At 63.1% G+C, this 24,483-nt stretch carries 17 protein-coding genes and 1 pseudogene; 10 read left to right on the forward strand and 8 right to left on the reverse strand.

The genetic code is table 11. The annotated features are described in order from the left end of the window. Window positions 1–106: 106 nt before the first annotated feature. Window positions 107–3,040: a bifunctional [glutamate--ammonia ligase]-adenylyl-L-tyrosine phosphorylase/[glutamate--ammonia-ligase] adenylyltransferase gene (gene glnE, locus AAHK21_RS11960; RefSeq protein ID WP_367857336.1), complete on the reverse strand. Its 2,934-nt coding sequence runs from the start codon at window positions 3,038–3,040 to the stop codon at window positions 107–109. A 383-nt stretch (window positions 3,041–3,423) separates the two neighbouring features. On the opposite strand from glnE, the gene aceE reads away from it, so the two are divergent. From aceE to AAHK21_RS11990, 6 genes are all read left to right on the forward strand, one after another. Then, window positions 3,424–6,069, forward strand: coding sequence for a pyruvate dehydrogenase (acetyl-transferring), homodimeric type (aceE, locus tag AAHK21_RS11965; RefSeq protein WP_046857433.1), 2,646 nt, complete (start codon window positions 3,424–3,426; stop codon window positions 6,067–6,069). Between the two features lie 13 nt (window positions 6,070–6,082). Beyond that, entirely contained in the window at window positions 6,083–7,717 is a 1,635-nt protein-coding gene (gene aceF, locus AAHK21_RS11970; protein ID WP_367857337.1) for a dihydrolipoyllysine-residue acetyltransferase, read from the forward strand. Window positions 7,718–8,025: 308 nt separating this feature from the next. Beyond that, the gene (locus tag AAHK21_RS11975) at window positions 8,026–8,988 is read left to right on the forward strand and encodes an IS110 family transposase (protein WP_367856008.1); all 963 of its coding nucleotides are present in this window, start codon (window positions 8,026–8,028) and stop codon (window positions 8,986–8,988) included. A 155-nt stretch (window positions 8,989–9,143) separates the two neighbouring features. Next, on the forward strand, window positions 9,144–11,837 hold the full coding sequence (locus AAHK21_RS11980) for a putative bifunctional diguanylate cyclase/phosphodiesterase (protein ID WP_367857338.1): 2,694 nt from the start codon (window positions 9,144–9,146) through the stop codon (window positions 11,835–11,837). A gap of 148 nt (window positions 11,838–11,985) precedes the next feature. After that, window positions 11,986–12,654, forward strand: coding sequence for a peptide-methionine (S)-S-oxide reductase MsrA (gene msrA, locus AAHK21_RS11985; RefSeq protein ID WP_023632108.1), 669 nt, complete (start codon window positions 11,986–11,988; stop codon window positions 12,652–12,654). Window positions 12,655–12,657: 3 nt separating this feature from the next. Further along, a complete protein-coding gene (locus AAHK21_RS11990) occupies window positions 12,658–13,272 on the forward strand; it encodes a glutathione S-transferase (RefSeq protein ID WP_367857339.1) in 615 nt (204 codons plus the stop codon). 198 nt (window positions 13,273–13,470) lie between these two features. On the opposite strand, the gene creD is transcribed toward AAHK21_RS11990, so the two are convergent. The 4 genes from creD to AAHK21_RS12010 form a co-directional block, all read right to left on the reverse strand. Further along, on the reverse strand, window positions 13,471–14,799 hold the full coding sequence (gene creD, locus AAHK21_RS11995) for a cell envelope integrity protein CreD (protein ID WP_367857340.1): 1,329 nt from the start codon (window positions 14,797–14,799) through the stop codon (window positions 13,471–13,473). 170 nt (window positions 14,800–14,969) lie between these two features. Then, window positions 14,970–16,403: a two-component system sensor histidine kinase CreC gene (gene creC / locus AAHK21_RS12000; protein WP_367857341.1), complete on the reverse strand. Its 1,434-nt coding sequence runs from the start codon at window positions 16,401–16,403 to the stop codon at window positions 14,970–14,972. Then, window positions 16,403–17,083 carry a two-component system response regulator CreB gene (creB, locus tag AAHK21_RS12005; RefSeq protein ID WP_038707205.1) on the reverse strand — a complete coding sequence of 227 codons (681 nt, stop codon included), beginning with the start codon at window positions 17,081–17,083 and terminating at the stop codon, window positions 16,403–16,405. Before creB ends, creC begins: the two co-directional genes overlap by 1 nt. A 108-nt stretch (window positions 17,084–17,191) precedes the next feature. Further along, window positions 17,192–17,692: an ATP-dependent zinc protease gene (locus AAHK21_RS12010; RefSeq protein ID WP_094011550.1), complete on the reverse strand. Its 501-nt coding sequence runs from the start codon at window positions 17,690–17,692 to the stop codon at window positions 17,192–17,194. 182 nt (window positions 17,693–17,874) lie between these two features. Between AAHK21_RS12010 and AAHK21_RS12015 the strand changes: the two genes are divergently transcribed. Both AAHK21_RS12015 and AAHK21_RS12020 read left to right on the forward strand, forming a co-directional pair. Beyond that, window positions 17,875–18,762, forward strand: coding sequence for an acyltransferase (locus AAHK21_RS12015; protein WP_046857441.1), 888 nt, complete (start codon window positions 17,875–17,877; stop codon window positions 18,760–18,762). 171 nt (window positions 18,763–18,933) lie between these two features. Then, window positions 18,934–20,283, forward strand: coding sequence for an APC family permease (locus AAHK21_RS12020; RefSeq protein WP_367857342.1), 1,350 nt, complete (start codon window positions 18,934–18,936; stop codon window positions 20,281–20,283). Window positions 20,284–20,336: 53 nt separating this feature from the next. Here AAHK21_RS12020 and AAHK21_RS12025 read toward each other — a convergent pair whose 3' ends face one another. Continuing rightward, on the reverse strand, window positions 20,337–20,906 hold the full coding sequence (locus tag AAHK21_RS12025) for a DUF2780 domain-containing protein (RefSeq protein WP_367857343.1): 570 nt from the start codon (window positions 20,904–20,906) through the stop codon (window positions 20,337–20,339). Between the two features lie 657 nt (window positions 20,907–21,563). Here AAHK21_RS12025 and AAHK21_RS12030 point away from each other — a divergent pair. Then, window positions 21,564–22,340 carry an RHS repeat-associated core domain-containing protein gene (locus AAHK21_RS12030; protein WP_367857344.1) on the forward strand — a complete coding sequence of 259 codons (777 nt, stop codon included), beginning with the start codon at window positions 21,564–21,566 and terminating at the stop codon, window positions 22,338–22,340. Window positions 22,341–22,478: 138 nt separating this feature from the next. On the opposite strand, the pseudogene AAHK21_RS12035 reads toward AAHK21_RS12030, so the two are convergent. Next, window positions 22,479–22,752: pseudogene (locus AAHK21_RS12035) on the reverse strand (formaldehyde dehydrogenase, glutathione-independent); the annotation flags it as partial. Between the two features lie 161 nt (window positions 22,753–22,913). Here AAHK21_RS12035 and AAHK21_RS12040 point away from each other — a divergent pair. Continuing rightward, window positions 22,914–23,090 (forward strand): hypothetical protein, encoded by a 177-nt coding sequence (locus tag AAHK21_RS12040; protein ID WP_367857345.1) that lies wholly within the window; start codon window positions 22,914–22,916, stop codon window positions 23,088–23,090. A 67-nt stretch (window positions 23,091–23,157) separates the two neighbouring features. Here AAHK21_RS12040 and fdhA read toward each other — a convergent pair whose 3' ends face one another. Then, window positions 23,158–24,357, reverse strand: a complete 1,200-nt coding sequence (gene fdhA, locus AAHK21_RS12045; protein ID WP_367857346.1) for a formaldehyde dehydrogenase, glutathione-independent — start codon at window positions 24,355–24,357, stop codon at window positions 23,158–23,160. Between the last annotated feature and the right edge of the window lie 126 nt (window positions 24,358–24,483).

The following is a 24,483-nucleotide window of genomic DNA, read 5'->3' on the forward strand; positions in this document are numbered from 1 at the left end:
CTGCGCTACAACCTGGCCTCCCCTCTTTATATTCAGGCTATGTGGCGGACAGTGTACCACCGAGGGCGCGCTGCGCCCTGTTCGCCGCAGCGCGGCCCCGGCAAGCTCAGGTCAACCCAAGCTGCCCCCAGATCCGCCTTACCTCACGGCGCTCCTCGGCGAACTGCGCCGCGTCGATCACCCCGGCCTGCTTCTGCAACGCCTGGCGGTGCGAGGCCGAGCGGAACGCCTTGTACAGCTCGCGCAGCAGCACGGCGTCGGCGGCGGGCATCAACCCGGCCTGTTCGAGCTCTTCGAGGATACGGATGTTGTCGGTCCAGCGCAGTATGGCCGGATGGTCGTGGGACCAGGCCAAAGCGGCGTATTGCACCATAAATTCGATATCCACGATACCGCCGGCATCCTGCTTGATATCGAAGGGCTGCCCGGCATCGAAGGCATTGCCCGCCGTGCCTGCGGCGGTGGCCTTGGTGCCCAGGTTGTCGCGCATCTTGGCGCGCATCTCGCTCACTTCGACGCGTAGCTTGTCCAGGTCACGGGGCTGGCCGAGCACCTTGGCCCGCACGCCCTCGAACGCACTCGCCACCTGTGGACAACCCACCAGCACCCGGGCCCGCACCAGGGCCTGGTGCTCCCAGGTCCAGGCCTCGTTCTGCTGGTAGCGCTCGAAGGCGCCCAGCGAGCTCACCAGCAACCCCGAGGCGCCGGACGGACGCAAGCGCATGTCCACGTCATAGAGCTGGCCGGAGTTGGTCTGGGTGGTCAGCAGGTGGATGATGCGCTGGCCCAGGCGAGTGTAGAACTGCGCGCTGTCGATCGGCTTGGCACCGTCGGTTTCGGCGTTCGGGTCGCCATCGTGGATAAACACCAGGTCCAGGTCCGAGCCGTGGCCCAGCTCGAGGCCGCCGACCTTGCCGTAGCCGACGATGATGAAGCCCGGGTCGCACAGGCTGCCGTCGCTGCGCTTGGGCTGGCCATGGCGCGCCACGGTCTGGCGCCAGGCCAGGGCCAGCACCTGGTCGAGAATGGCCTCGGCGAGCCAGGTCAGGTAGTCACTGACCTTCATCAACGGCAGGTTGCCACTGATCTCCGAGGCGGCCACGCGCAGGCTGTGGGCCAGCTTGAAGTGGCGCAGGGCCTCCATCTGCTGTTCCAGGTCGTCCTCGGGGATACGGGTGAGCCGTTCGCGCAGCTCGGCGGCCAGCTCCGGGGCCAGCGGCGGGCTGAACAGCCGGCCTTCGTTGAGCAGCTCGTCGAGCAGCAGCGGATAGCGGGCCATCTGCTCGGCGATCCACGGGCTGGCCGCGCACAAGGTCAGCAGACGGCGCAGGGCACCGGGGTTTTCGGTAAGCAGCACCAGGTAGGCGGAGCGGCGCGCCACCGCCTCGACCAGGGGCAGCACCCGCTCCAGCACCAGGTCCGGGTTGTCGTGCTCGACCGCCTGGGCCAGCAGCCGCGGGATGAAGGCATCCAAGCGTTCACGACCGATGCGCTGCATCGAACGCAGCGTCGGGCTGACCCGCAAGGCGTTGAGCCGGCGCAGCGCCTCGGCAGGCTGATGGAAACCGGCCTCCTGCAACTGGCGCCCGGCGGCTTCTTCATCCTGGGCCTGCTCCCACAGAGGCGACCATTCGCCACCGACTACAAGTTCGCCCTCGGCTTCATCCTCATCCGGATCGGCGATCACCTGGCGGAAATGCCAGTCGATGCGCCCGCGCCAGTGCATCAGTTGGGCATGGAAACCGTCCCAATCGGCAAAGCCCAGCATATAGGCGATGCGCGCGCGGTCGGTCGGGTCGTCCGGGAGCATCTGGGTCTGGCGGTCGGCGATGGCCTGGATCGCGTGCTCGGTATAACGCAGGAACTCGTAGCCGTCGCGCAGCTCGGCGACCACCGCCGGCGGCAGGTAGCCCTGGCCCTCCAGGGTGGTCAGCACCTTCAGCAGCGGCCGCTGCTGCAGGCTCAGGTCGCGCCCGCCATGGATCAGCTGGAATGCCTGGGCGATGAACTCGACTTCGCGGATGCCGCCGGCCCCCAGCTTGATATTGTCGGCCATGCCCTTGCGCCGCACCTCCTGCTGGATCAGCTGCTTCATGGTGCGCAGCGCTTCGATGGCAGAGAAGTCCAGGTAACGCCGATAGACGAACGGCCGCAGCATCTCCTGCAGCTGCGCACCGGCCGCCTGGTCGCCGGCCACCACCCGCGCCTTGATCATGGCGTAGCGTTCCCAGTCGCGCCCCTGGTCCTGGTAGTACTGCTCCAGGGCATTGAAGCTGAGCACCAGCGCGCCGGCAGAGCCATACGGGCGTAGGCGCATGTCGACACGGAACACGAAGCCATCGACGGTGACCGGGTCGAGCGCCTTGATCAGGCGCTGGCCCAGGCGGGTGAAGAACTCCTGGTTGTCCAGCGAGCGCTTCACGCCTTCGGTTTCACCGCCCTCGGGGAAGGCGAAGATCAGGTCGATGTCCGATGACAGGTTCAACTCCACCGCGCCCAGCTTGCCCATGCCCAGCACCACCAGGTGCTGGGGCTGGCCGCTGCGATTGCCGATGGGCGTGCCGAACTGCTGGCAATGGCGCGGGTAGAGCCACTGATAGGCTTCGTCGATGCTGGCGTCGGCCAGGTCGGACAGGTCGCGGCAGGTCTCGGCCAACGCTGCCTGGCGGGTCAGGTCGCGCCAGATGATGCGCAACTGCTGGCGGTTGCGCTCGCGGCGCAGGTTGCGCGCCAGTTCGTCCTCGCTTTGCGCGGCCTGGGCGACGACGTGGATGTGAGCGCGCAGTTGGCCTGGGGTGTATGCCCGGTCCATCGCGCCACTGGCCAGCAGCTCGAACAGCACCGCCGGATCGCGCTGGGCCTGCTCCAGGACGAAGTCGCTGGCGGCGGCGACCTGGTCGAACTGGCGCCGATGTCCGGCGCCCAGGCTGTCCAGTTGCAGGTCAGCATGACCGGCCAAGGCATCGCGAAGAAATTGCTGGTTGCGAGCGACCAGTGGTTGGAGAGCGGCAGGCAGATCGAGCGGCAAAGGCAGGCGCATGGTCTATCCTTGATCGGCGTGAAAGAGAGCGGTTGGGGAGGTCAAACGGGGGTTGGACCACGGTTGGACTGTCGTACAAAAGTTGGAAATAGCTGATAAAGCCGAAAAATTGGCAAAACCCATCAAGATTCACCTACTCGCGACACACCGCCAACCAACATGAACGTTTTTCCTCACAACCCGGGATGCGACCAAACGTCGCATTTGTGTAGTTTTACTACTACGCCCAACGTGCAAAAGCATGAAATGCGAAAGCATTTGTAGTAAAACTACACCGCGCCGGATGACTGTCCGGTAATCCAAGAATTCACGACGTCTGCCCATAAGGCCAGTCGCAAACTCAGGCCATCGATTCTGGTGGCCTTTCCGCCCTGGAGCAAGCCATGCAAGACCTCGATCCAATCGAAACCCAGGAATGGCTGGATGCCCTGGAGTCGGTCCTCGACAAAGAAGGCGAAGACCGCGCTCATTACCTGATGACCCGTATGGGCGAGCTGGCCACCCGCAGTGGCTCGCAGCTGCCGTATGCCATCACCACGCCGTACCGCAACACCATCCCTGTCACCCACGAAGCACGCATGCCCGGCGACCTGTTCATGGAACGCCGCATTCGCTCGATGGTGCGTTGGAACGCCCTGGCCATGGTCATGCGCACCAACCTGAAAGACTCGGACCTGGGCGGACACATCTCCAGCTTCGCCTCCAGCGCCACCTTGTATGACATCGGCTTCAACTACTTCTTCCAGGCCCCGACCGACGAACACGGCGGCGACCTGATCTTCTTCCAGGGCCACGCTTCGCCAGGCGTCTACGCCCGCGCCTTCATGGAAGGCCGCATCAACGAAGAACAGATGAACAACTTCCGCCAGGAAGTGGACGGCAACGGCCTGTCTTCGTACCCGCACCCGTGGCTGATGCCTGACTTCTGGCAGTTCCCGACCGTTTCGATGGGTCTGGGCCCGATCCAGGCGATCTACCAGGCGCGCTTCATGAAGTACCTGGAAGCCCGTGGCTTCATCCCGGCCGGCAAGCAGAAGGTCTGGTGCTTCATGGGCGACGGCGAGTGCGACGAGCCGGAATCCCTGGGCGCGATCGCCCTGGCCGGCCGCGAGAAGCTGGACAACCTGATCTTCGTCATCAACTGCAACCTGCAGCGCCTCGACGGCCCGGTTCGCGGCAACGGCAAGATCATCCAGGAACTCGAAGGCGTGTTCCGTGGCGGTGGCTGGAACGTCAACAAAGTCGTCTGGGGCCGCTTCTGGGACCCACTGCTGGCCAAGGACACCAACGGTGCCCTGCAGCGCCGCATGGACGAAGTCATCGACGGCGAGTACCAGAACTACAAGGCCAAGGACGGCGCGTACGTCCGTGAGAACTTCTTCAACACCCCAGAGCTCAAGGCCATGGTCGAAGACCTGTCCGACGACGAGATCTGGAAGCTCAACCGTGGCGGCCACGACCCGTACAAGGTCTACGCGGCGTACCACCAGGCCGTGAACCACAAAGAGCAGCCGACCGTCATCCTGGCCAAGACCATCAAGGGTTACGGTACCGGTGCCGGCGAAGCCAAGAACACCGCGCACAACACCAAGAAGGTCGACGTCGACAGCCTGCGTCACTTCCGTGACCGCTTCGACATCCCGGTCAAGGATGCCGACCTTGAGAACCTGCCGTTCTTCAAGCCTGAAGAAGGTTCTGCCGAAGCCAAGTACCTGGCCGAGCGCCGTGCTGCCCTGGGCGGTTTCGTGCCTCAGCGTCGCGCCAAGAGCTTCAGCGTGCCGACCCCGCCACTGGAAACGCTGAAAGCGATCCTGGACGGCTCGGGCGACCGCGAAATCTCCACCACCATGGCCTTCGTGCGTATTCTGGCGCAGCTGGTCAAGGACAAGGACATCGGCCAGCGCATCGTCCCGATCATCCCGGACGAAGCCCGTACCTTCGGTATGGAAGGCATGTTCCGCCAACTGGGCATCTACTCGTCGGTCGGCCAGCTCTACGAGCCAGTCGATAAAGACCAGGTGATGTTCTACCGCGAAGACAAGAAGGGCCAGATCCTCGAGGAAGGCATCAACGAAGCCGGCGCCATGTCGTCGTTCATCGCTGCCGGTACCTCGTACAGCTGCCACAACCAGCCGATGCTGCCGTTCTACATCTTCTACTCGATGTTCGGCTTCCAGCGCATTGGCGACCTGGCCTGGGCCGCTGGCGACAGCCGCACCCGTGGCTTCCTGATCGGCGGTACCGCCGGCCGTACCACCCTGAACGGTGAAGGCCTGCAGCACGAAGACGGTCACAGCCACATGATGGCGGGCACCATCCCGAACTGCCGCACCTACGATCCGACCTACGGCTACGAGCTGGCGGTGATCATCCAGGACGGCATGAAGAAGATGACCGAAGAGCAACAGGACATCTTCTACTACATCACCGTGATGAACGAATCCTACCAGCAGCCAGCCATGCCGGCCGGTGTCGAGGAAGGCATCATCAAGGGCATGTACCTGCTCGAAGAAGACACCCGCGAAGCCGCGCACCACGTGCAGCTGATGGGCTCCGGCACCATCCTGCGCGAAGTTCGCGAGGCGGCGAAGATCCTGCGTGAAGAGTTCAACGTCGGCGCCGACGTGTGGAGCGTCACCAGCTTCAACGAACTGCGTCGCGACGGCCTGGCCGTGGAACGCGCCAACCGCCTCAAGCCTGGCCAGAAGCCTCAGCAGACCTACGTCGAAGAGTGCCTGGCCGGTCGCAAGGGCCCGGTCATCGCCTCCACCGACTACATGAAGCTGTTCGCCGAGCAGATTCGCCAGTGGGTGCCGAGCAAAGAGTTCAAGGTCCTGGGTACCGACGGTTACGGTCGCAGCGACAGCCGCAAGAAGCTGCGTCACTTCTTCGAAGTAGACCGCCACTTCGTGGTGCTGGCTGCCCTGGAAGCCCTGGCTGACCGTGGCGAGATCGAACCCAAGGTTGTGGCTGACGCCATCGTCAAGTTCGGCATCGACCCGGACAAGCGCAACCCACTGGACTGCTGAGGAGTATTTTTAAGTGAGCGAACTCATTCGCGTACCTGACATCGGCAGCGGTGAAGGTGAAATCATCGAGCTGTTCGTCAAGGTCGGTGACCGTATCGAGGCCGACCAGAGCCTGCTGACCCTGGAGTCCGACAAGGCCTCCATGGAGATTCCGGCCCCCAAGGCCGGCGTGGTCAAGGAACTGAAGGTCAAGCTGGGCGACCGCCTGAAAGAAGGCGACGAGCTGCTGGTCCTGGAAGTCGAGGGTGCCGCTGCCGCGGCACCTGAGGCGCCTGCCGCTGCTGCTCCGGCGCCAGCTGCTGCCCCAGCGCCTGCTGCCGAAGCCGCCCCTGCTCCGGCCGCAGCCCCGGCTGCCGCCAGCGTGCAGGACATCCACGTGCCGGACATCGGCTCGTCGGGCAAGGCCAAGATCATCGAAGTGCTGGTCAAGGTCGGCGACACCGTCGAAGCCGACCAGTCGCTGATCACCCTGGAGTCCGACAAGGCCTCCATGGAGATCCCGTCGCCTGCCGCTGGCGTGATCGAAGCCGTGCTGTGCAAGCTGGAAGACGAAGTCGGCACCGGTGACCTGATCTTCAAGATCAAAGCCGCTGGCGCTGCCCCTGCTGCTCCGGCTCCGGCTCCGGCCGCTGCCGCACCGGCTGCCGCTCCTGCCCCAGCTGCTGCACCTGCCGCTGCTGCTCCGGCAGCCGCCCCAGCACCGGCCGCCACCGCGCCGGCCGCTGGCAGCAACGCCAAGGTCCATGCAGGCCCTGCCGTTCGTCAGCTGGCCCGTGAATTCGGCGTCGACCTGGGTTCGGTCGCGGCTACCGGTCCGCACGGCCGCATCCTGAAAGAAGACGTGCAGGTCTACGTCAAGGCGATGATGCAGAAGGCCAAGGAAGCCCCGGCTGCCGGCGCTACCGGTGGTGCTGGCATCCCGCCGATCCCGGTCGTCGACTTCAGCAAGTTCGGTGAAGTCGAAGAAGTCGCCCTGACCCGCCTGATGCAGGTCGGTGCCGCCAACCTGCACCGCAGCTGGCTGAACGTGCCGCACGTGACCCAGTTCGACTCCGCCGACATCACTGAGCTGGAAGCTTTCCGCGTTGCGCAGAAGGCCGTGGCCGAGAAGGCTGGCGTCAAGCTGACCGTGCTGCCGCTGCTGCTCAAGGCCTGCGCCTTCCTGCTCAAGGAACTGCCGGACTTCAACAGCTCGCTGGCGCCAAGCGGCAAGGCGATCATCCGCAAGAAGTACGTGCACATCGGCTTCGCCGTTGACACCCCGGATGGCCTGCTGGTCCCTGTGATCAAGAACGTCGACCAGAAGAGCCTGCTGCAACTGGCTGCCGAAGCCGCCGCGCTGGCCGAGAAGGCCCGCACCAAGAAGCTCTCGGCCGACGACATGCAAGGCGCCTGCTTCACCATCTCCAGCCTCGGCCACATTGGCGGCACCGGCTTCACGCCGATCGTCAACGCGCCGGAAGTGGCGATCCTCGGCGTCTCCAAGGCGACCATGCAGCCGGTCTGGGATGGCAAGGCCTTCCAGCCCAAGCTGATGCTGCCGCTGTCGCTGTCCTACGATCACCGTGTGATCAACGGCGCCGCCGCCGCGCGCTTCACCAAGCGCCTGGGCGACGTGCTGGGCGATATCCGCACCATGCTGCTGTAATAGCTGCACGCTGCCCCTCACTCGAGGGGCAGCACCGTTTTCGAGCTGCCACGCTCGTACCTCAACCCCGCCAATTGGCGGGGCTTTTTTTTATTGGGCCCGCTTGTATGGTTAGACTTGAAGGGGTGGTGGGACTAAATGCCCGATTCTGACTGTTCGCATCAGTACAGACCGTGGGAGACATCGCCCCACCCCTTCCACCAAAGCGCCGATAAAGAATGCATCGTTTGCAAGCGACGATAGAAGCAAGCCAGCGCCTCTTGGTGAAACCCCTTCAAGCCAAAAAACCATAACGTGAGGAAGCGCCCATGGCAATGCAGGTTGGCAAGCTGATCGTGGGTGCGGATGTCGCGAAAGCTGAACTGGTGATTCATCACGATGATCGCGATGAGGTCATCAGGCTGAAAAACGCCAAACTCGAAATCAAAAGATGGCTGAAACAGCAGCCTCTCAACACGGCTATTGCTGTTGAGGCGACTAATGTTTATCACCTCGATCTGGTTGAACTGGCTCACAGCCTAGGCTTCGAGGTGTATGTCATTGATGGGTTCCAGCTGAGCAACTACCGGAAAAGCGTGGGTGGACGAGTGAAAACGGATCCTTCTGATGCTCGGCTGCTGTCCCGGTTTTTGAAAAACGAGGGGGAAGACCTTCGCCCTTGGACTCCTCCTCCCGCCGTCTACGGCAAGCTACAGAGCCTTCTTCGACGCAGATCGGCCTTGGTGACTGCTCGCACTGCAATGATGCAGAGCTGGGCTAATGAAGCCTTGTTGAAAGTCGCCTTCAAAACCTTTGTAAAATCCATAGACAGGCTGGATCTACTGATCCAAAAAAAGATTAAGGAAGTGCTGCGAGAAGCTGGCCTGCACGAACAAGTTGCCCGCTGCCAAGCGATAGAGGGCATTGGTTTTCTCACCGCTACGGCATTGGTGATGGCCTTTATGCGGGGCGAGTTCAAAAGCAGTGACTCGTACATTGCATTCCTGGGAATGGATCTACGAGTCAGTGATTCAGGACAGAAAAATGGACGCCGCCGCCTGACGAAAAGAGGCTGCTCGGAGATCAGGCGTCTATTGCATAACGCCGCCATGGCGGCGAGCCGATCGGCTGCTTGGAAAGACGTCTACGAACAATATCGGAAAGCGGGTAAAGCAACGACACAGGCGCTGGTAATCCTGGCTAGAAAGCTTGCACGAGTGGCATTCGCCCTGATGAAAAACCAGGACGAATATGTCACTAAAGGCGGAAAACTGGCTTGCTGCAAACCATAGAATCTCCCACCAAGGACCTCGCTTCAGATTTCATCCTGTTGGCCGACAACCTGTTCACAGCATCCCGCATGGCCGCTTGCCAGCCCACGGGACATGATGCAACCTTGCCCGATACGCCGTGCCTCAGGCCGCGCCCCAGTTCAAGCGAGTCTTCGATGAAAAGCCAACCCGATGCCGCCAGCCGTGTGGCGGCCGAGGTCGTGACGCAGCTCCCCGTGCCCTCGCGGCTCGGCATGCTGCGTTTCGAACGGCTGAACGAAGCCAGTTGGGCGATGCTCTACCTCGATCCGGCCTGCGACCGCCAGTTCGGCCTGCCCGCCGCCGAGCTCTGCGCCCTGATCGGCTCGCCCTATGCCAGCCTCATGGAGCCGGAGGCGCGCTACAAGCTGCACGACGAAATCCAGCTGCAACTGGCCCAGCGCGGCTACTACCGGGTGCGCTATACCCTGCACGCCTGCCCCGCGCCACTACGCCTGCTGGAAGTCGGCGAAAGCTACAAGCAGCACAATCGCCAATTGTTGCGTGGCTACCTGACGGTGTTCGACGACCACCAGCAGGACGCCCCCGACCTCGACGCCAACGACCTGGAATCGCGCAACAACCGCCTGCAGCTGGCCCTGCAGCTGAACCAGCGCGCCCAGCAGGAGCAGCTCGAGCACCTGGACCGGGTCCGCGCCCAGCAGGACCTGATCCTGCGCCTGGCACGCCAGCGCTACAGCGTCGGCAACTCGCTGCTCGAAGCCGCCGAGCTGATCACCCGCAGCGCCTGCGAGATCTACCGGGTCGACTGCGCCAGCATCTGGTACCTGGACGACCAGCGCCTGGAGCCGATCAGCGCCTGGTATCGCCGCGAACAGCAGCACCGCATGCCCGAGGCGATCGACGCCAGCCGCTTCCCCGACTACCTCGAGGCCCTGCACGCCAGCCGCGCCATCGACGCCCACAACGCCAGCCACGACCCGCGCACCCGCGAGATGGCCGAGTCGCTGTACAGCACCGACGACAACGCCATGCTCGATGCCAGTATCCGCATTGATGGCCAGGTGGTCGGCGTGCTGTGCCTGGAGCAGACCGGCCAGCCGCGGGCCTGGCAGTCGGACGAGATCGCCTTCGCCGGCGAGCTGGCCGACCAGTTCGCCCAGGTCATCAACAACCACAACCGACGCACCGCCGCCAGCGCCCTGCACCTGTTCCAGCGGGCCGTGGAGCAGAGCGCCAGCGCCTTCCTGCTGGTCAACCGCGACGGCGTGGTGGAATACGTCAACCCCAGCTTCACAGCGATCACCCAGTACAGCACCGAGGAAGTCCAGGGCCACCACCTGGCCGAACTGCCGGCCCTGGAAAACCTCAGCGAGCTGCTGTTCGACTCGCCGTCGAGCCTGGCCATGGGCAACAGCTGGCAGGGCGAGTTCAAGAGCCGGCGCAAGAACCTCGAGCCCTACTGGGGGCAACTGTCGATCTCCAAGGTGTACGGCGACAACCGCGAGCTGACCCACTACATCGGCATCTACGAAGACGTCACCCAGAGCAAACTGGCCCAGCAGCGCATCGAGCGCCTGGCCTACACCGACAACCTGACCAACCTGGGCAACCGCCCGGCGTTCATCCGCAACCTCGACGAGCGCTTCGCCCGCGACAGCAACAGCCCGATCTGCCTGCTGCTGGTGGACATCGACAATTTCAAGCGGATCAACGACAGCCTCGGCCACCAGACCGGCGACAAGCTGCTGATCAGCCTGGCCCGGCGCCTGCGCAACAGCCTGGCCAACGGCGGCAGCCTGGCGCGCTTCGCCAGCAACGAGTTCGCCGTGCTGCTCGACGACACCAGCCTCGATGACGGCCAGGGCGTGGCCCACCAGCTGCTGCGCACCCTCGACAAGCCGATGTTCGTCGACAACCAGCTGATCAACGTCACCGCTTCCGTGGGCCTGGCCTGCGCGCCACTGCACGGCAGCGACCCGGCCACGCTGATGAAGAACGCAGGCCTGGCCCTGCACAAGGCCAAGGCCAACGGCAAGCACCAGGTCCAGGTGTTCACCGAGGTGCTCAACGCCGAGGCCAGCTACAAGCTGTTCGTCGAGAACAACCTGCGCCGCGCCCTGACCCAGAACGAACTGGAAGTGTTCTACCAGCCCAAGCTGTGCCTGCGCAGCGGTCGCCTGCTGGGCCTTGAGGCGCTGCTGCGCTGGAACCACCCCGAGCGCGGCATGATCCGCCCCGACCAGTTCATCAGCGTGGCCGAGGAAACCGGCCTGATCATCCCCATCGGCAAGTGGGTGGTGCGCCAGGCCTGCCGCATGAGCCAGCAGCTGCGCGAAGCAGGTCTTGGCAACCTGCACGTGGCCATCAACCTGTCGCCCAAGCAGTTCTCCGACCCGGAGCTGGTCGGCTCGATCGCCGGCATCCTCAAGGAAGAAGCCCTGCCGCCGCACCTGCTGGAACTCGAGCTGACCGAAGGCCTGCTGCTCGAAGCCACCGAAGACACCCACCGCCAGCTCGACGAGCTCAAGGCCCTGGGCCTGACCCTGGCCATGGACGACTTCGGCACCGGTTACTCGTCGCTGAGCTACCTGAAGAAGTTCCCGATCGACATCATCAAGATCGACCGCAGCTTCATCAACGAGATCCCCGACAACCAGGACGACATGGAGATCACCTCGGCGGTGGTGGCCATGGCCCACAACCTCAAGCTCAAGGTGGTCGCCGAGGGCATCGAGACGCCCGAACAGCTGGCGTTCCTGCGCCGGCACCGCTGCGACGTCGGCCAGGGCTACCTGTTCGACCGCCCTATCCCGGGGCGCGAGCTGAGCGAAAAACTGCGCCGCTATCCGCGTGGGCCGGTGGACTGACAGCGGCACAAACCTCGGGCACTATAGAAGCCATCCAGGCCTCATCGCCGGCAAGCCGGCTCCCACAGTAATCCCGATCTCCTGTGGGAGCCGGCTTGCCGGCGATGAGGCCAACACCTGTCCAACTGGTAAACACAGAGGAACGGCCATGGTCCTGCGTTCGGAAATCCTGGTGAACAAAAACGTCCTGCCCACCGCGGAACAGGCCCTGCCTGGCCGCGAAACCCCGATGACCCTGCCCGAGTTCCACTACGTGTTCGAAGGCACCCCGCTGCTCGGCCCGTTCTTCGAAGGCGACATCGACTTCGCCATCTTTGGCCTGGGTTGCTTCTGGGGCGCCGAACGGCGCTTCTGGCAGCGCGAAGGCGTGGTCAGCACCGTGGTCGGCTACGCCGGCGGCTTCACCCCCAACCCGACCTATGAAGAAGTCTGCTCGGGCCTGACCGGCCACACCGAAGTGGTGCTGGTGGTGTTCGACAAGAACAAGGTCAGCTACCGCGAACTGCTGGCGATGTTCTGGGAGCTGCACAACCCGACCCAGGGCATGCGCCAGGGCAACGATGTCGGCACCCAGTACCGCTCGGCGATCTACTGCACCTCGCCGCAGCAACTCGAGGAAGCCCAGGCCAGCCAGGCCGCCTTCCAGGCCGAACTGAGCAAGGCCGGCTTCGGCGAGATCACCACCGAGATCGCCCAGGCGCCGACCGTGTACTTCGCCGAGGCCTACCACCAGCAGTACCTGGCCAAGAACCCGGACGGCTACTGCGGCATCGGCGGCACCGGCGTTTGCCTGCCGCCCAGCCTGCAGGGCAACTGAGCCATGATCCTGTTCCATTCGCCGTTGTCACCGTTCGTGCGCAAGGTGATGATCGTCCTGCACGAGACCGGCCAGCTGGAGCGCGTCAGCGTGCAGGGCGTGAACATCAGCCCGCTGAACGGCGACGAGCAGCTCAACCGCGACAACCCGATCGGCAAGATCCCGGCCCTGCGCCTTGACGATGGCAGCGTGCTGCACGATAGCCGGGTGATCTGCGAATACCTCGACAGCCAGCATGTCGGCCTGCCGTTGATCCCCCGCGAGGGCTCGGCGCGCTGGCGGCGCCTGACCCTGGCCGCGCAGGCCGACGCGATCATGGATGCCGCGGTGGCTACGCGCTACGAGACCTTCCTGCGCCCGGTGGACAAGCAGTGGGACGCTTGGGTGACAGCGCAGGGCGAGAAGATCCGCCGCGGGCTGGCGAGCCTGGAGCACGAGCACCTGGCAGAGATCATCTCCGGCTTCGATATCGCCGCGATCGGTGTGGCCTGCGCCTTGGGTTATCTGGACTTGCGCCAGCCGGAGTTCGACTGGCGCGGAGAGTATCCGGGGCTGGCGGCGTGGTATGCCGAGGTGTCGAAGCGGCCGTCGATGGTGGCTACAGCTCCTGTAACCTGATCCGCCGCAATCGCCGCGGTTCGTCGCCACGGCAAGCCGGCTCCCACAGAGTTCAGCGCAATCCTTGTGGGAGCCGGCTTGTCGTGGCGACGAACCGCGGCGATTGGGCTGCACGGCAGCCCCGGCGTCACTGCGGTATCACAGGAAACAACTGCGCAATCCTGAGCGCCAACCAGCGCCCGATCTCTCTATCCTCCCTCATACCCCCCTCCCCACCCGCGACCAGTCCAGCCGGCGGGTCAGCACCATGAACACGCCCAGCAGGCCAAAGCACAGCAACGAGCCCATCAGCAGTGCGTAGTCCTCGGCGCTGAGCAGCCCGTAGAGCATGCCGTACAACGCCGCCAACCCCGCCGCAAAGCCCACCCCGCGTCCCAGGCTGCGCAGCACGTGCACCAGGTAGAAGCCGATCAGCAGCACACAGCCCGACGCCGACAGCCCATAGGCCAGGCCGAACCCCAGGTGCTCCGACAACGACAGCAGCAGCAGGTAGAAGAACGCCAGGGCCACGCCCACCAGGATGTACTGCACCGGGTGCACGCTGAGGTTCTTCAGCACCTCGAACAGGAAGAAGCCGGCGAAGGTCAGGGCAATGAACAGCAACGCGTACTTGATCGCCCGCTCGCTCTTGAGGTACTGGTCCACCGGGTCGACGAAGCTGACGCCGAAAGCCCGGTCGGTGAAGTCAGCGCACTTCTGCGCCGAGGCGCACAGGCGCACCGCTTCTTCCAGGTTGGTGGCAAAGAACGTGGTCTGCCAGTGGGCGCTGAAGCCTTTCTCGTCGATGGCGCGGCGGCTGGGCAGGAAGTTGCCGATGAAGCTCGGGTGCGGCCAGTTGGCGCGCATGTCCACGGTACTGCTGCGCCCGACCGGCAGCACGGCCAGTTGCCCGGTGCCCAGCAGGTCCAGGTCGAAGGCATAGGTGAACTCCCGGGCCTGCGGTTCGCTGAACTGCGGCAGGTCCACATGCACGCCGCCAGGCAACCAGTCGACACCGTTGCCGGGCTGGAACGGCAGGCGCTGGTCGTCCAACTTCAGTTCAAGGCTGTTCTCGATGCCGCGGATATCACTGATGCCGACCATCAGCCGCGGCTTGTCGAAGCGATAGTCGTCGTAGTCCTTCTCGATCCCCCAGCGCTCGGGCAGCTTGAAGCGGCCGCTGATCCTGCTCTTGGCATGGAACAGGCGCGCCTGGTAGATGCCCCGGGCACGCAGCTCGGTATCGACACCCACATCCATTTCGAAGGTTTCCGGCAGGAAATACAGCTGGCCGTGGACCGTACTGGTTTCCTGGACGCTCTTGCCGTCCTTGTCGATCCAGCGGCGCTCGTACTTGCGATAGGGCACCACCACCACCGGGCCACTGACCAACTGGTCGAAGCTGGAGCTCGCGGCGATCTCACCGAGCACGTTGTTGCGCAGTTGCTGACGTTCGTCGATCAAGCCGCCGATCATCAGCAGGGGAATCAGCAGCATCAGGATCAGCACGGCAATCAGGCCGAGCTTGAAACCTAGGGTCTTGTTCATGGGATTGGGCTCCGTTTGCGATGGGGGCAGTGTCTGCCCGCTGCGTGGAGCCCTTGGGGAGGGAATGTGGAGATTGTGTGGAGATTCGGGCTACCCGCGCGCATGCCATGCGCAAATCCCCTTGGGAGCCGGCTCGCCGGCGAAAGGGCCGCAAAGCGGCCCCCGGCAACTCAACTGACGCGCCGCGCCGGCAGCCACAACCTCACCCGCACGCCACCCTCGACGTTGTCCACGGCCAGCGCCCCGCCATGCAACTGCATCACCTCGGCCACGAAGTTCAGCCCCAGCCCGGTGCTCTTGCGCCCGGTGCCGGGCCTTGGCAGCGAATAGAAGCGCTCGCTGACCCGGCCCAGGGCATATTCGGGGATCGCCTGCCCCTGGTTGAACAGGCTCAAGGCCACCCGCTCGCCATCGCGCTCCAGCTCGAAGGCCAATGCGCCTTGCTGCGGAGTGAAGTCCAATGCGTTGTCCAGCAGGTTGGCCAGCGCCTGGCGCATCAGGAATGGATCGCACAGCAGCCTGAGGCCCGCCGGGATCCGCTGGCGTACCTGCAACCCGGCACCGTCGATCCTCGTGCCATGGGCCAGCAGCAGCTCGTCGATCAATGCCGCCACCGCCACCTGCTGCTCGTCCTCCAGGGCCTGCATCTGTTCGACCCGGGCCAGGTTGAGCAGCCGCTCGATCATCTGCTGCAAGCGGTCGCTCTCGCGCTCGATATTGCCGGCAAAGCGCGCCCGCTGATCTTGCGGCATGTCGCCCTGCAGCAGTTCCGAGGCGCCACGGATCGCCGCCAGCGGGCTCTTGAGTTCATGGGTGAGCGTGTGCACGTAGCGTTCAACGTAGGCCTTGCCTTCGAGCTGGGTACGCATGCGCTCCACCGCCGTGGCCAGTTGCAGCAGCTCGCCGCCCTTGTAGTGCGGCAGCGCGGCACGCTGGCCCTCGCTGACCGCCTGGGCATAGTGGGTTAGGCGGCGCAGCGAGCGGGTCAGCCACCACGACAGCGCCGCCCCCACCAACAGGCCAAGCACGATCAGCCCGAGGCCGAGGATCAGCAGGCGCCGCTCGGAGCGGTCGATGTACGGCTGCAGCGAGCTGTTGGGCTTGGCCACGGTGACCACGCCGATGATCTGGCCGCCGTCGAGGATCGGCGCCGCCACATGCATCACCGAGGTGCTTTCGTCATCCGGGTCGCTGCGGGTCGAGCGTGCGCCGTACTGGCCGCGCAAGGTCAGGTAGACGTCGTTCCAGCGCGAATAGTCCTTGCCCACGGCCTGGCCGCTGGAGTCGAGCAGGACGACGCCCTTGGCATCGGTCACGTAGATCCGGTGGCTGACCTGGTTTTTCGCCAACCCCCAGATCTGCGCGCTCGGGCGCCGCTCGCCATAGGAGGCCAGTACCTGCGACAGGCGGCTCTGGGTCAGGGTGCCGTTCTTCACATCGTCATGAAGGATCTCGGCCAGCAGATTGGCGGTGTCCACCAGGGTTTCTTCCGATGACTGCCGCACCACCGGGCGGATCTGCTCGCGCACCGTATTGAGCAGGAAGTAACCCGCCAGGCCGACGAACAGGAAGTACACCAGGAAGATGCGAATCCCCAGGCGCATCAGGCGTGCTCCGGGCTGTAGCTGTAGCCCAGGCCGCGGTGCGTCTGGATTGCCTCGGCATCGGGCGCGACCTGGCGCAGCTTGGCGCGCAGGCTCTTGATATGGCTGTCGATGGTGCGCTCATAGCCCACGTCCGAGGCCACGCCCAAACCATCGAGCAGTTGCTCGCGGCTGAACACCCGGCGCGGTTGCTCGAGCAGGCTTTGCAGGAGGCGGAACTCATGGCGGGTGAGCGCCAGCGCCTGGCCCCGGTAGCTGATACGCATCGCCAAGGTATCGAGCTGGAACGGCGTGCTGTCGCTGGCCACTTCAACCCTCGGCGCCATGCGCTTGAGGATCGCCCGCACCCGCGCCGCCACCTCGCGGGGGCTGAACGGCTTGACCACGTAGTCGTCGGCGCCGATTTCCAGACCCAGCACGCGGTCGATCTCGGCGTCGCGGGCGCTGAGGAACATCACTGGCACCTCGCTGAAACGGCGCAGCTGGCGGCAGGTCTCGAAGCCACTGATATCGGGCAGGCCGATATCGAGGATCACCAGGTCGGCCGGGCGCAGGCGCTGCTGCTCGACGGCGGCGCTGCCGAGGGTCACCCACTCGGTGCTGTGGCCGTCGGCCTGCAGGGCGTAGATGAGGGTGTCGGCGATGGCGGATTCGTCTTCGACGATGAGGATGTGGGGCATCTGAGCGGCAAGCCTCGAGCTGCAAGCTTCAAGTGAAAGCGGATCGCGGCAACTTACACCGATCCGCCGTTTCTTGCAGCTTGTCGCTCGATGCTTGCTACTGCCGCATCAGCAGCCCGGATTGCCTGCCGTGAACTTCTCGCGCGGATCCACCGCCGCCTTGAACTTGCGCAGGGCCTTGGAGCCGATCAACAGCGGATAGCGGAAATTGCTGCGGTCGACCAGGTTGACCTCCACGGTGCGTTTCACATCGCCCAGGCACATTTCCAGGTCGATCACCGGGCGATGCGAGAGCGCTGGCGACTCCTCCTCGTCATCTTCCTCGGCGCGGTTCTTGATCTTGCTGATACGCGACACTTCATGCTCGTAGAGCTTGTCGCTGGCGCCCTCGGTCGCCAGGCGGAAGCGCACCCACTCGTTGCCATCACGGGTGAACATCTCGATGTCCTTGGCCGACAGCGAAGCGGTCCAGGCACCGGTATCCATCTTGGCTTTGAGGGTCTGGCCGATCTCCGGCAGCTTGATGTTCTCGTAACGGCCATAGAGCGTCGGTTCCGCGGCCATCACCGGCAGCGCCAGAAGGGACAGCAGGGCAAGCAAGGGTTTCACAGGGCAGGCTTCCTTGAGAGGGGTCAGTGCTTAGACTGTGCGGGCAGGATAGGTTCGTCGCCACAGGTTAAACAACATAATGTGAAACATTTGTCCCAGTTAATGGACGTACGACGTTTGGCTAAGGGCCATACCCTGCTTATCATTGCCAACCGTTCACTTCACACAACAAGAGTCCCCTTATGCGTCGCCTGCTGACCGGCATCCTCACCCTCACCCTGCTGCTGCTCAACACCCTGGTGCTGATCGGCCCGCTGCTGGTCTTCGCCCTGCTCAAGCTGGTGCTGCCGGGCCGTGGCCGCGACTACGCGTCGGCCGCGGTGATGTGGATCGCCGAAACCTGGTCGGAAATCGACAAGGCCATCTTCGCCCTGTGCATCCCCACCCAGTGGGACATCCGCGGCGTCGACACGCTGCGCCAGGACACCTCGTACCTGTGCGTGAGCAATCACCAGACCTGGGTGGATATCCCGGCACTGATCGAGAGCCTCAACCGCCGCGTGCCGTTCTTCAAGTTCTTCCTCAAGAAAGAGCTGATCTGGGTACCGCTGCTGGGCCTGGCCTGGTGGGGGCTGGATTATCCGTTCATGAAGCGCTACAGCAAGGCCTTCCTCGACAAGCACCCCGAACTCAAGGGCAAGGACCTGGAGATCACCAAGGCCGCCTGCGAGCTGTTCAAGCGCCAGCCGGTGACCGTGGTCAACTACCTCGAAGGCACCCGCTTCACCGAGGCCAAGCGCGCCGAGCAACAATCGCCCTACCGTCACCTGCTCAAGCCCAAGGCCGGCGGCGTGGCTTTCGTGCTGGCGGCGCTGGGCGAGCAGCTGGATGCGCTGCTTGATGTGACCATCGTCTACCCGGGCGACAAGGCGCCGGGGTTCTGGGACCTGCTCAACGGCAGCATCAGCCGGGTGATCATCGACATCCGCGTACGCGAGCTGGACCCGGCGCTGTGCGAGGGCGATTACGAGAACGACCCGGCGTTCCGCCAGACGGTGCAGGCCTGGGTCAACCAGCTGTGGCTGGACAAGGACCAGCGGATCGCGCAATTGCGCGCGGAGATGCGCTGAAACCAATGGCCCTGTCGCGCTCTTGCCCGCGATAGGGCCTACAAACACCTCACCAAACCTCGATTAAAATCCAGATTTATAATCGACATAAGGAACTCTTTGTTTGTCACCACCCACCTGAGTGGATAAAAATCGATCAACCACAACTACAAGAAAAGCCAGGATCGATCGATGGCCAACCCTCCCTGCTCCGCCCCCGCGCAACTGCGCCGCGTCCTGGGCCTGCCCGCCCTGGTGTTCTTCGGCCTGGTGTACATGGTCCCGCTGACCATCTTCACCACCTACGGCATCGTCACCGAACTCACCGGTGGCCGCACCGCCGCTGCCTACCTGGTCACCCTGCTGGCCATGCTGTTCACCGCCACCTCCTACAGTTTCATGGTCAAACGCTTCCCGGTCGCGGGCTCGGCGTACTCCTACACCAACATGGCGTTCGGCCCCAACGTGGGTTTCCTGGCGGGCTGGTCGCTGCTGCTCGACTACCTGTTCATCCCGATGATCAATTACCTGCTGATCGGGCTGTTCCTCAACATCGCCTTCCCGGCCATCCCGGCCTGGACCATCGTGCTGGCGGCCATCGCCGTGGTGACCGTGCTCAACGTGGTCGGCATCCACTCGGTGGCCAAGACCAGCAACCTGATCGTCGGCGCGCAGATCGTCTTCATCGGCGTGTTCGTCGCCCTGTCCTGGCAGGGCCTGGCCGGCCAGCCGGTGGACCTGCTGGCACCGCTGCGCGGTGATGGCAGCGCGCCGGGCTTCGGCGCCTTGATGGCGGGGGCGGCGGTGCTGTGCCTGTCGTTCCTCGGCTTCGATGCCGTGTCGACCCTGGCCGAAGAATGCAAGGACGCCCGCCGCGACGTGCCGCGGGCGATCATCCTCACCACCCTTGGCGCCGGGCTGCTGTTCACCGTGCTGGCCTACGTCAGCCAGCTGGTACTGCCGGGCAGCACCTTCGCCAACACCGATGCCGCCGCCAACGAAGTGATGATGAAGGCCGGCGGGCAGTTCCTCGCCAACTTCTTCACCGCTGCCTTCGTTGCCGGCAGCCTGGGCTCGGCGCTGGCCTCGCAGGCGGCGGTGTCGCGCATCCTGTTCACCATGGGCCGCGACCGCGTGCTGCCGCAGCGCAGCTTCGGCTACCTGTCGCCGCGCTTCGGCACGCCGGTGTTCGCCACCCTGCTGGTGTCGGCGTTCTCGCTGCTGGCACTGGTGATCGACCTGGCCACCCTCGCCTCGCTGATCAGCTTTGGCGCGCTGGTGGCGTTCTCGGCGGTGAACCTGGCGGTGGTGAAGACGCACCTGATGGATGACGCCAGCCAGCGCACGCCGCTGGGCCTGCTGCGCTATGGCGCGGTACCGCTGGTGGGGTTGAGCCTGACCTTGTGGCTGTGGACCAGCTTGTCGGCGCTGACGCTGGTGATCGGCTTGTGCTGGTTTGCGTTGGGGCTGGCGTACCTGGCGGTGCTGACAGCCGGTTTCCGTCGGCCGGTGCGGCTGGTGGATTTCTCCGAAACAGCGTAGCCCCGCATGCCTCCTGCAGGAGCGGCGGTGCACCGCTCCTGCAGAGGATGGGGTCAGACCGACGGGGTGTTTACCGCCGGGCTACCCCACAAACTCCCCAGGTTCTGCAGCAACGATCCGGCAATCCCCTGCTGCCCCAGGTACTGCAGGATCAACGGCGCGAATTGGCCGATCATCCCGGTATCCATGCCCAGCGCCTTGAAGGCGGTGTCCAGGTCGTTGCGGTTCTCGACTTCACCACCCAGCGCATTGCTCAGGGCCGAGCTGTTCTTGTCATTGCCCAGCAACTGCCCCAGCCCGTTCAGCCCACCCAATGCATTGTTGCCCGACAGCAGGTCGAGCCCCGGCACAGCCTTGGTCAACTGCCCGTAGTCATCGCCGCTGAGGTTGTTGCGCGCCAGGCCCAACATGGCCCCCGCGCCGCCGATGGCCTGCTCGGGCGTGATCTTCAATTCGCTGCCCAGCGTATTGAGCAGGTTGGCCTGGGCGGCTGGCGCTTGCCCCTGGGCCTGCTGGTTCTGGTTCTGCATGGCCGAGACGGCATTGGCCGCATCGCTGAGGTTGAAGGCGAACACCGGGCTTGCGGCCAGGGTCATCAGGGTTGCCAGGGTGAATGCTTTCATCGGGAGGGACCTCGTCGGCCGGAATGGCCGGGAAACGAGGGGTTGGACTGGGGTGCCGGGGGTTTGTTCCGGGCCGGCCATCGGTGTTCATCCCAGGGCCCAATCGCTGGCAAGCCAGCTCCCACAGTGGATTGCGCAATAGCTAGGGCCCTGCGCGGCCCCTGTGGGAGCCGGCTTGTCGTGGCGACGAACCGCGGCGATGGGCCGCACAGCGGCCCCGGCTGTTTCAACCCTGCTGATAAAAGCCCGAGGCAGGCACCTGCTTCAACGCCCCCACCAGCGCATCGACCTGCCCCCAGGCGACGGTCAAGTGCTGCAAGCTGGACGCCTGGAGTTGTCTTTCGAGGATGGCAGTGGAAAGGGATTAGCCGGGTGGGAGCTGGAATTTGGCGTGAAGGTCTTCAGGTGGGTCAGGGACGATTTCTTTCATCGAGGCACCATGCTGTGTTGGCGACCGGAAAAGCCTAGTGGCCAGGATTTCCCTCGACAATCAGACGTGTATCGACAGATTGCACAGGGTATTTCTTTCGACTCTGTAAGCCTGTAAGAAACTCCCTGCGAAATAGGGAGGATAATTCCCACACCTAGCAATTTTGCTAGTTGTTTGATTCGCCGATCGGCTTCATGCTCCTGAATACCATAGTTGGAGGCCGGATCATGAGTAATAGACCCAACAGGAATTTGATCACGATACTGTTATGCGATAGGAGCGGGACAGTCCTAGGTACACAAACCCAAAAATTCACTTACACACCGTTCGGCTATGACCGTGTTGAAAACACTGGGCCATCTCATCTAGGCTTTAATGGCGAGAGGCGCTCGAGGACCGACAGCTACATCCTTGGAAGCTTTCGAAGCTACCTTTCAGTGCTTATGCGCTTCAATTCTCCAGACAATCTTAGCCCCTTCGATGCCGGCGGTGTAAATCCATACACTTACGTTGACAACAACCCTATAAACATGACAGACCCAACCGGTCATTTACCATGGATTATCAGAAAAATATTCTCAAGTAATGCATCACTGCAACAACACTCCAAAACCAGAGCCGACCATTATAAAGTCGCCTATGATAATGCGGTAAAAGACATGAAGCCTGCGGAATTTTATGACATGAAAAAACAGGCCTCTATCAATAACGCGCGCTCCATCGCTGTCAACGCAAAGGATCACTTAGACAAACACAATAATCGGCTTAGCCGCCTTGGACACTCGAAAGTAATATACCAAAAAGCCTCATTAGCACCCCCAGAACAATCAACTATCTCCCGCTCGGCAAATACAGAAGCTCCTCAACCGCGCAAAGTCCCTAAGCACGAGCAATTTGGACTATCCGAAGCAGAGTATGCAGCTCAAATAGGCAAACCAAAAACCTTTACACGAATTTTTAACACCCCGCAGATGACCGAGGCCCTTAGAAGCCTACAACAATAGAAGACCACATACTAAAACCCTGCTAACAGCTCAATAATCACACCCTGCAAAAATACAAAAGACCAAAGCGCAATAGCGCTTTGGTCTGTACATCTGGCGCGCACCCTTAACTGTAAAGCCTAACACCAGAGCATCTTCCTATGCTGTGCCAAGCATCTTATGCGGATCAATCACAAACCTCTTCGACACCCCCGAATCAAACTCTCAATACCCCTCCGGCGCCTGATTCAGGCTGATCACCGGCCCCCACCACTTCAGCGATATTGACACGGCCCCACATGATCACCTGCATCAACTAGCGGTTGTACTTCATGGTCGGGGTCTGCCCGGTGTGGAAGCTGTGGGACTTGGCCCAGCCCAGGTCGAAGCGAATGCTCAGCGCGCCGATCTTGGCGGCGGCATCCACCGCGCCCAGATCTGGCCACATACAGATCCCGACAGCCTTAATAGGGCAGAAAATAGTGGTAGGCCGCATGATTAGGCCATCCAATAGCCCTAGTATTTATGCCAGTTGTCAACCCTATGGTTTCGCGGCAGATTCAGATGCTGAATCACTCAAACATAGGTGACCCTATGAATCAGACCAATAAGCACATGACCTCCACAAAATTACTGGCAACTGATATGCAGGGCTCAGTGCTCCATCAGCGCTCCCCCGAAAACCCTGATGCTTCTTACGAAAGCCTCTCTGAAAAAGACAAAGCATCTTCTACTGCAAATTCATCAGAGCCGAAAAAGTCACGCACTTAAAGTGCCTATCGAACATGAGCAATACAAAAAACAGAGCCCCTATATACGGGGCTCTGACTATTCCGACCTACGCCGCACTAAACGTCTTATGCGGGTCAATCACAAACTTCTTCGGCACCCCTGCATCAAACTCGCCATACCCCTCCGGCGCCTGATCCAGGCTGATCACCTGCACCCCCACCACTTCGGCGATATTGATGCGGTCCCACATGATCGCCTGCATAAGCTGGCGGTTGTACTTCATGGTCGGGGTCTGCCCGGTGTGGAAGCTGTGCGACTTGGCCCAGCCCAGGCCGAAGCGGATGCTCAGCGCGCCGATCTTGGCGGCGGCATCCACCGCGCCCGGGTCTTCGGTCACGTACAGGCCCGGAATGCCGATGTTGCCGGCCACTCGGGTCACTTGCATCAGCGAGTTGAGCACGGTGGCCGGGGCCTCGTGCTTGGCGCCTTCATGGCCATGGCCACGGGCTTCGAAGCCGACGGCATCGACGGCGCAGTCCACTTCCGGCTCGCCGAGGATATCGACGATCTGCTCGTGCAGCGGGGTGTCCTTGGACAGGTCGACCACCTCGAAGCCCTGAGACTTGGCGTGGGCCAGGCGCAACGGGTTGAGGTCGCCGACGATCACGCAGGCGGCGCCCAGCAGGCGGGCGGACGCTGCGGCGGCCAGGCCGACTGGACCGGCACCAGCAACGTAGACGGTGCTGCCCGGTCCAACACCTGCGGTGACGGCGCCGTGGTAGCCGGTGGGGAGGATGTCGGACAGGCAGGTCAGGTCGCGGATCTTCTCCATGGCCTTGTCGCGGTCCGGCAGTTTCAGCAGGTTGAAGTCGGCATACGGCACCAGCACGTATTCGGCCTGGCCACCGGTCCAGTCGCCCATGTCGACGTAGCCATAGGCGCCGCCGGCGCGGGCCGGGTTGACGGTGAGGCAGACGCCGGTGTGCATCTCTTTGCACGAACGGCAACGGCCGCAGGCGACGTTGAACGGCACCGACACCAGGTCGCCGATCTTCAAGCGCTCGACGTCACGGCCCAGCTCGACGATTTCACCGGTGATTTCGTGGCCGAGTACCAGGCCGACCTGGGCGGTGGTGCGGCCACGGACCATGTGCTGGTCGGAGCCGCAGATATTGGTGGAGACCACCTTGAGGATGACACCGTGCTCGATCTTCTTGCCGCGCGGGTCCTGCATCTTGGGGTAGTCGATCTTCTGCACCTCGACCTTGCCCGCGCCGAGATACACCACTCCACGGTTACCAGACATGCTCTTACCTCGCTTGATTTGTATTTATGCAGCGGTGGTGGAAAGCGCCGCCTTTCCGTGGGCGGCCTGTGTTACTGGAATGAAGGGATTGTGGGCTTGATGGGGGATGGGGCGGTGACTGGATGC

This window comes from Pseudomonas sp. TE50-2, from assembly GCF_040813665.1.
GTDB lineage: Bacteria > Pseudomonadota > Gammaproteobacteria > Pseudomonadales > Pseudomonadaceae > Aquipseudomonas > Aquipseudomonas soli.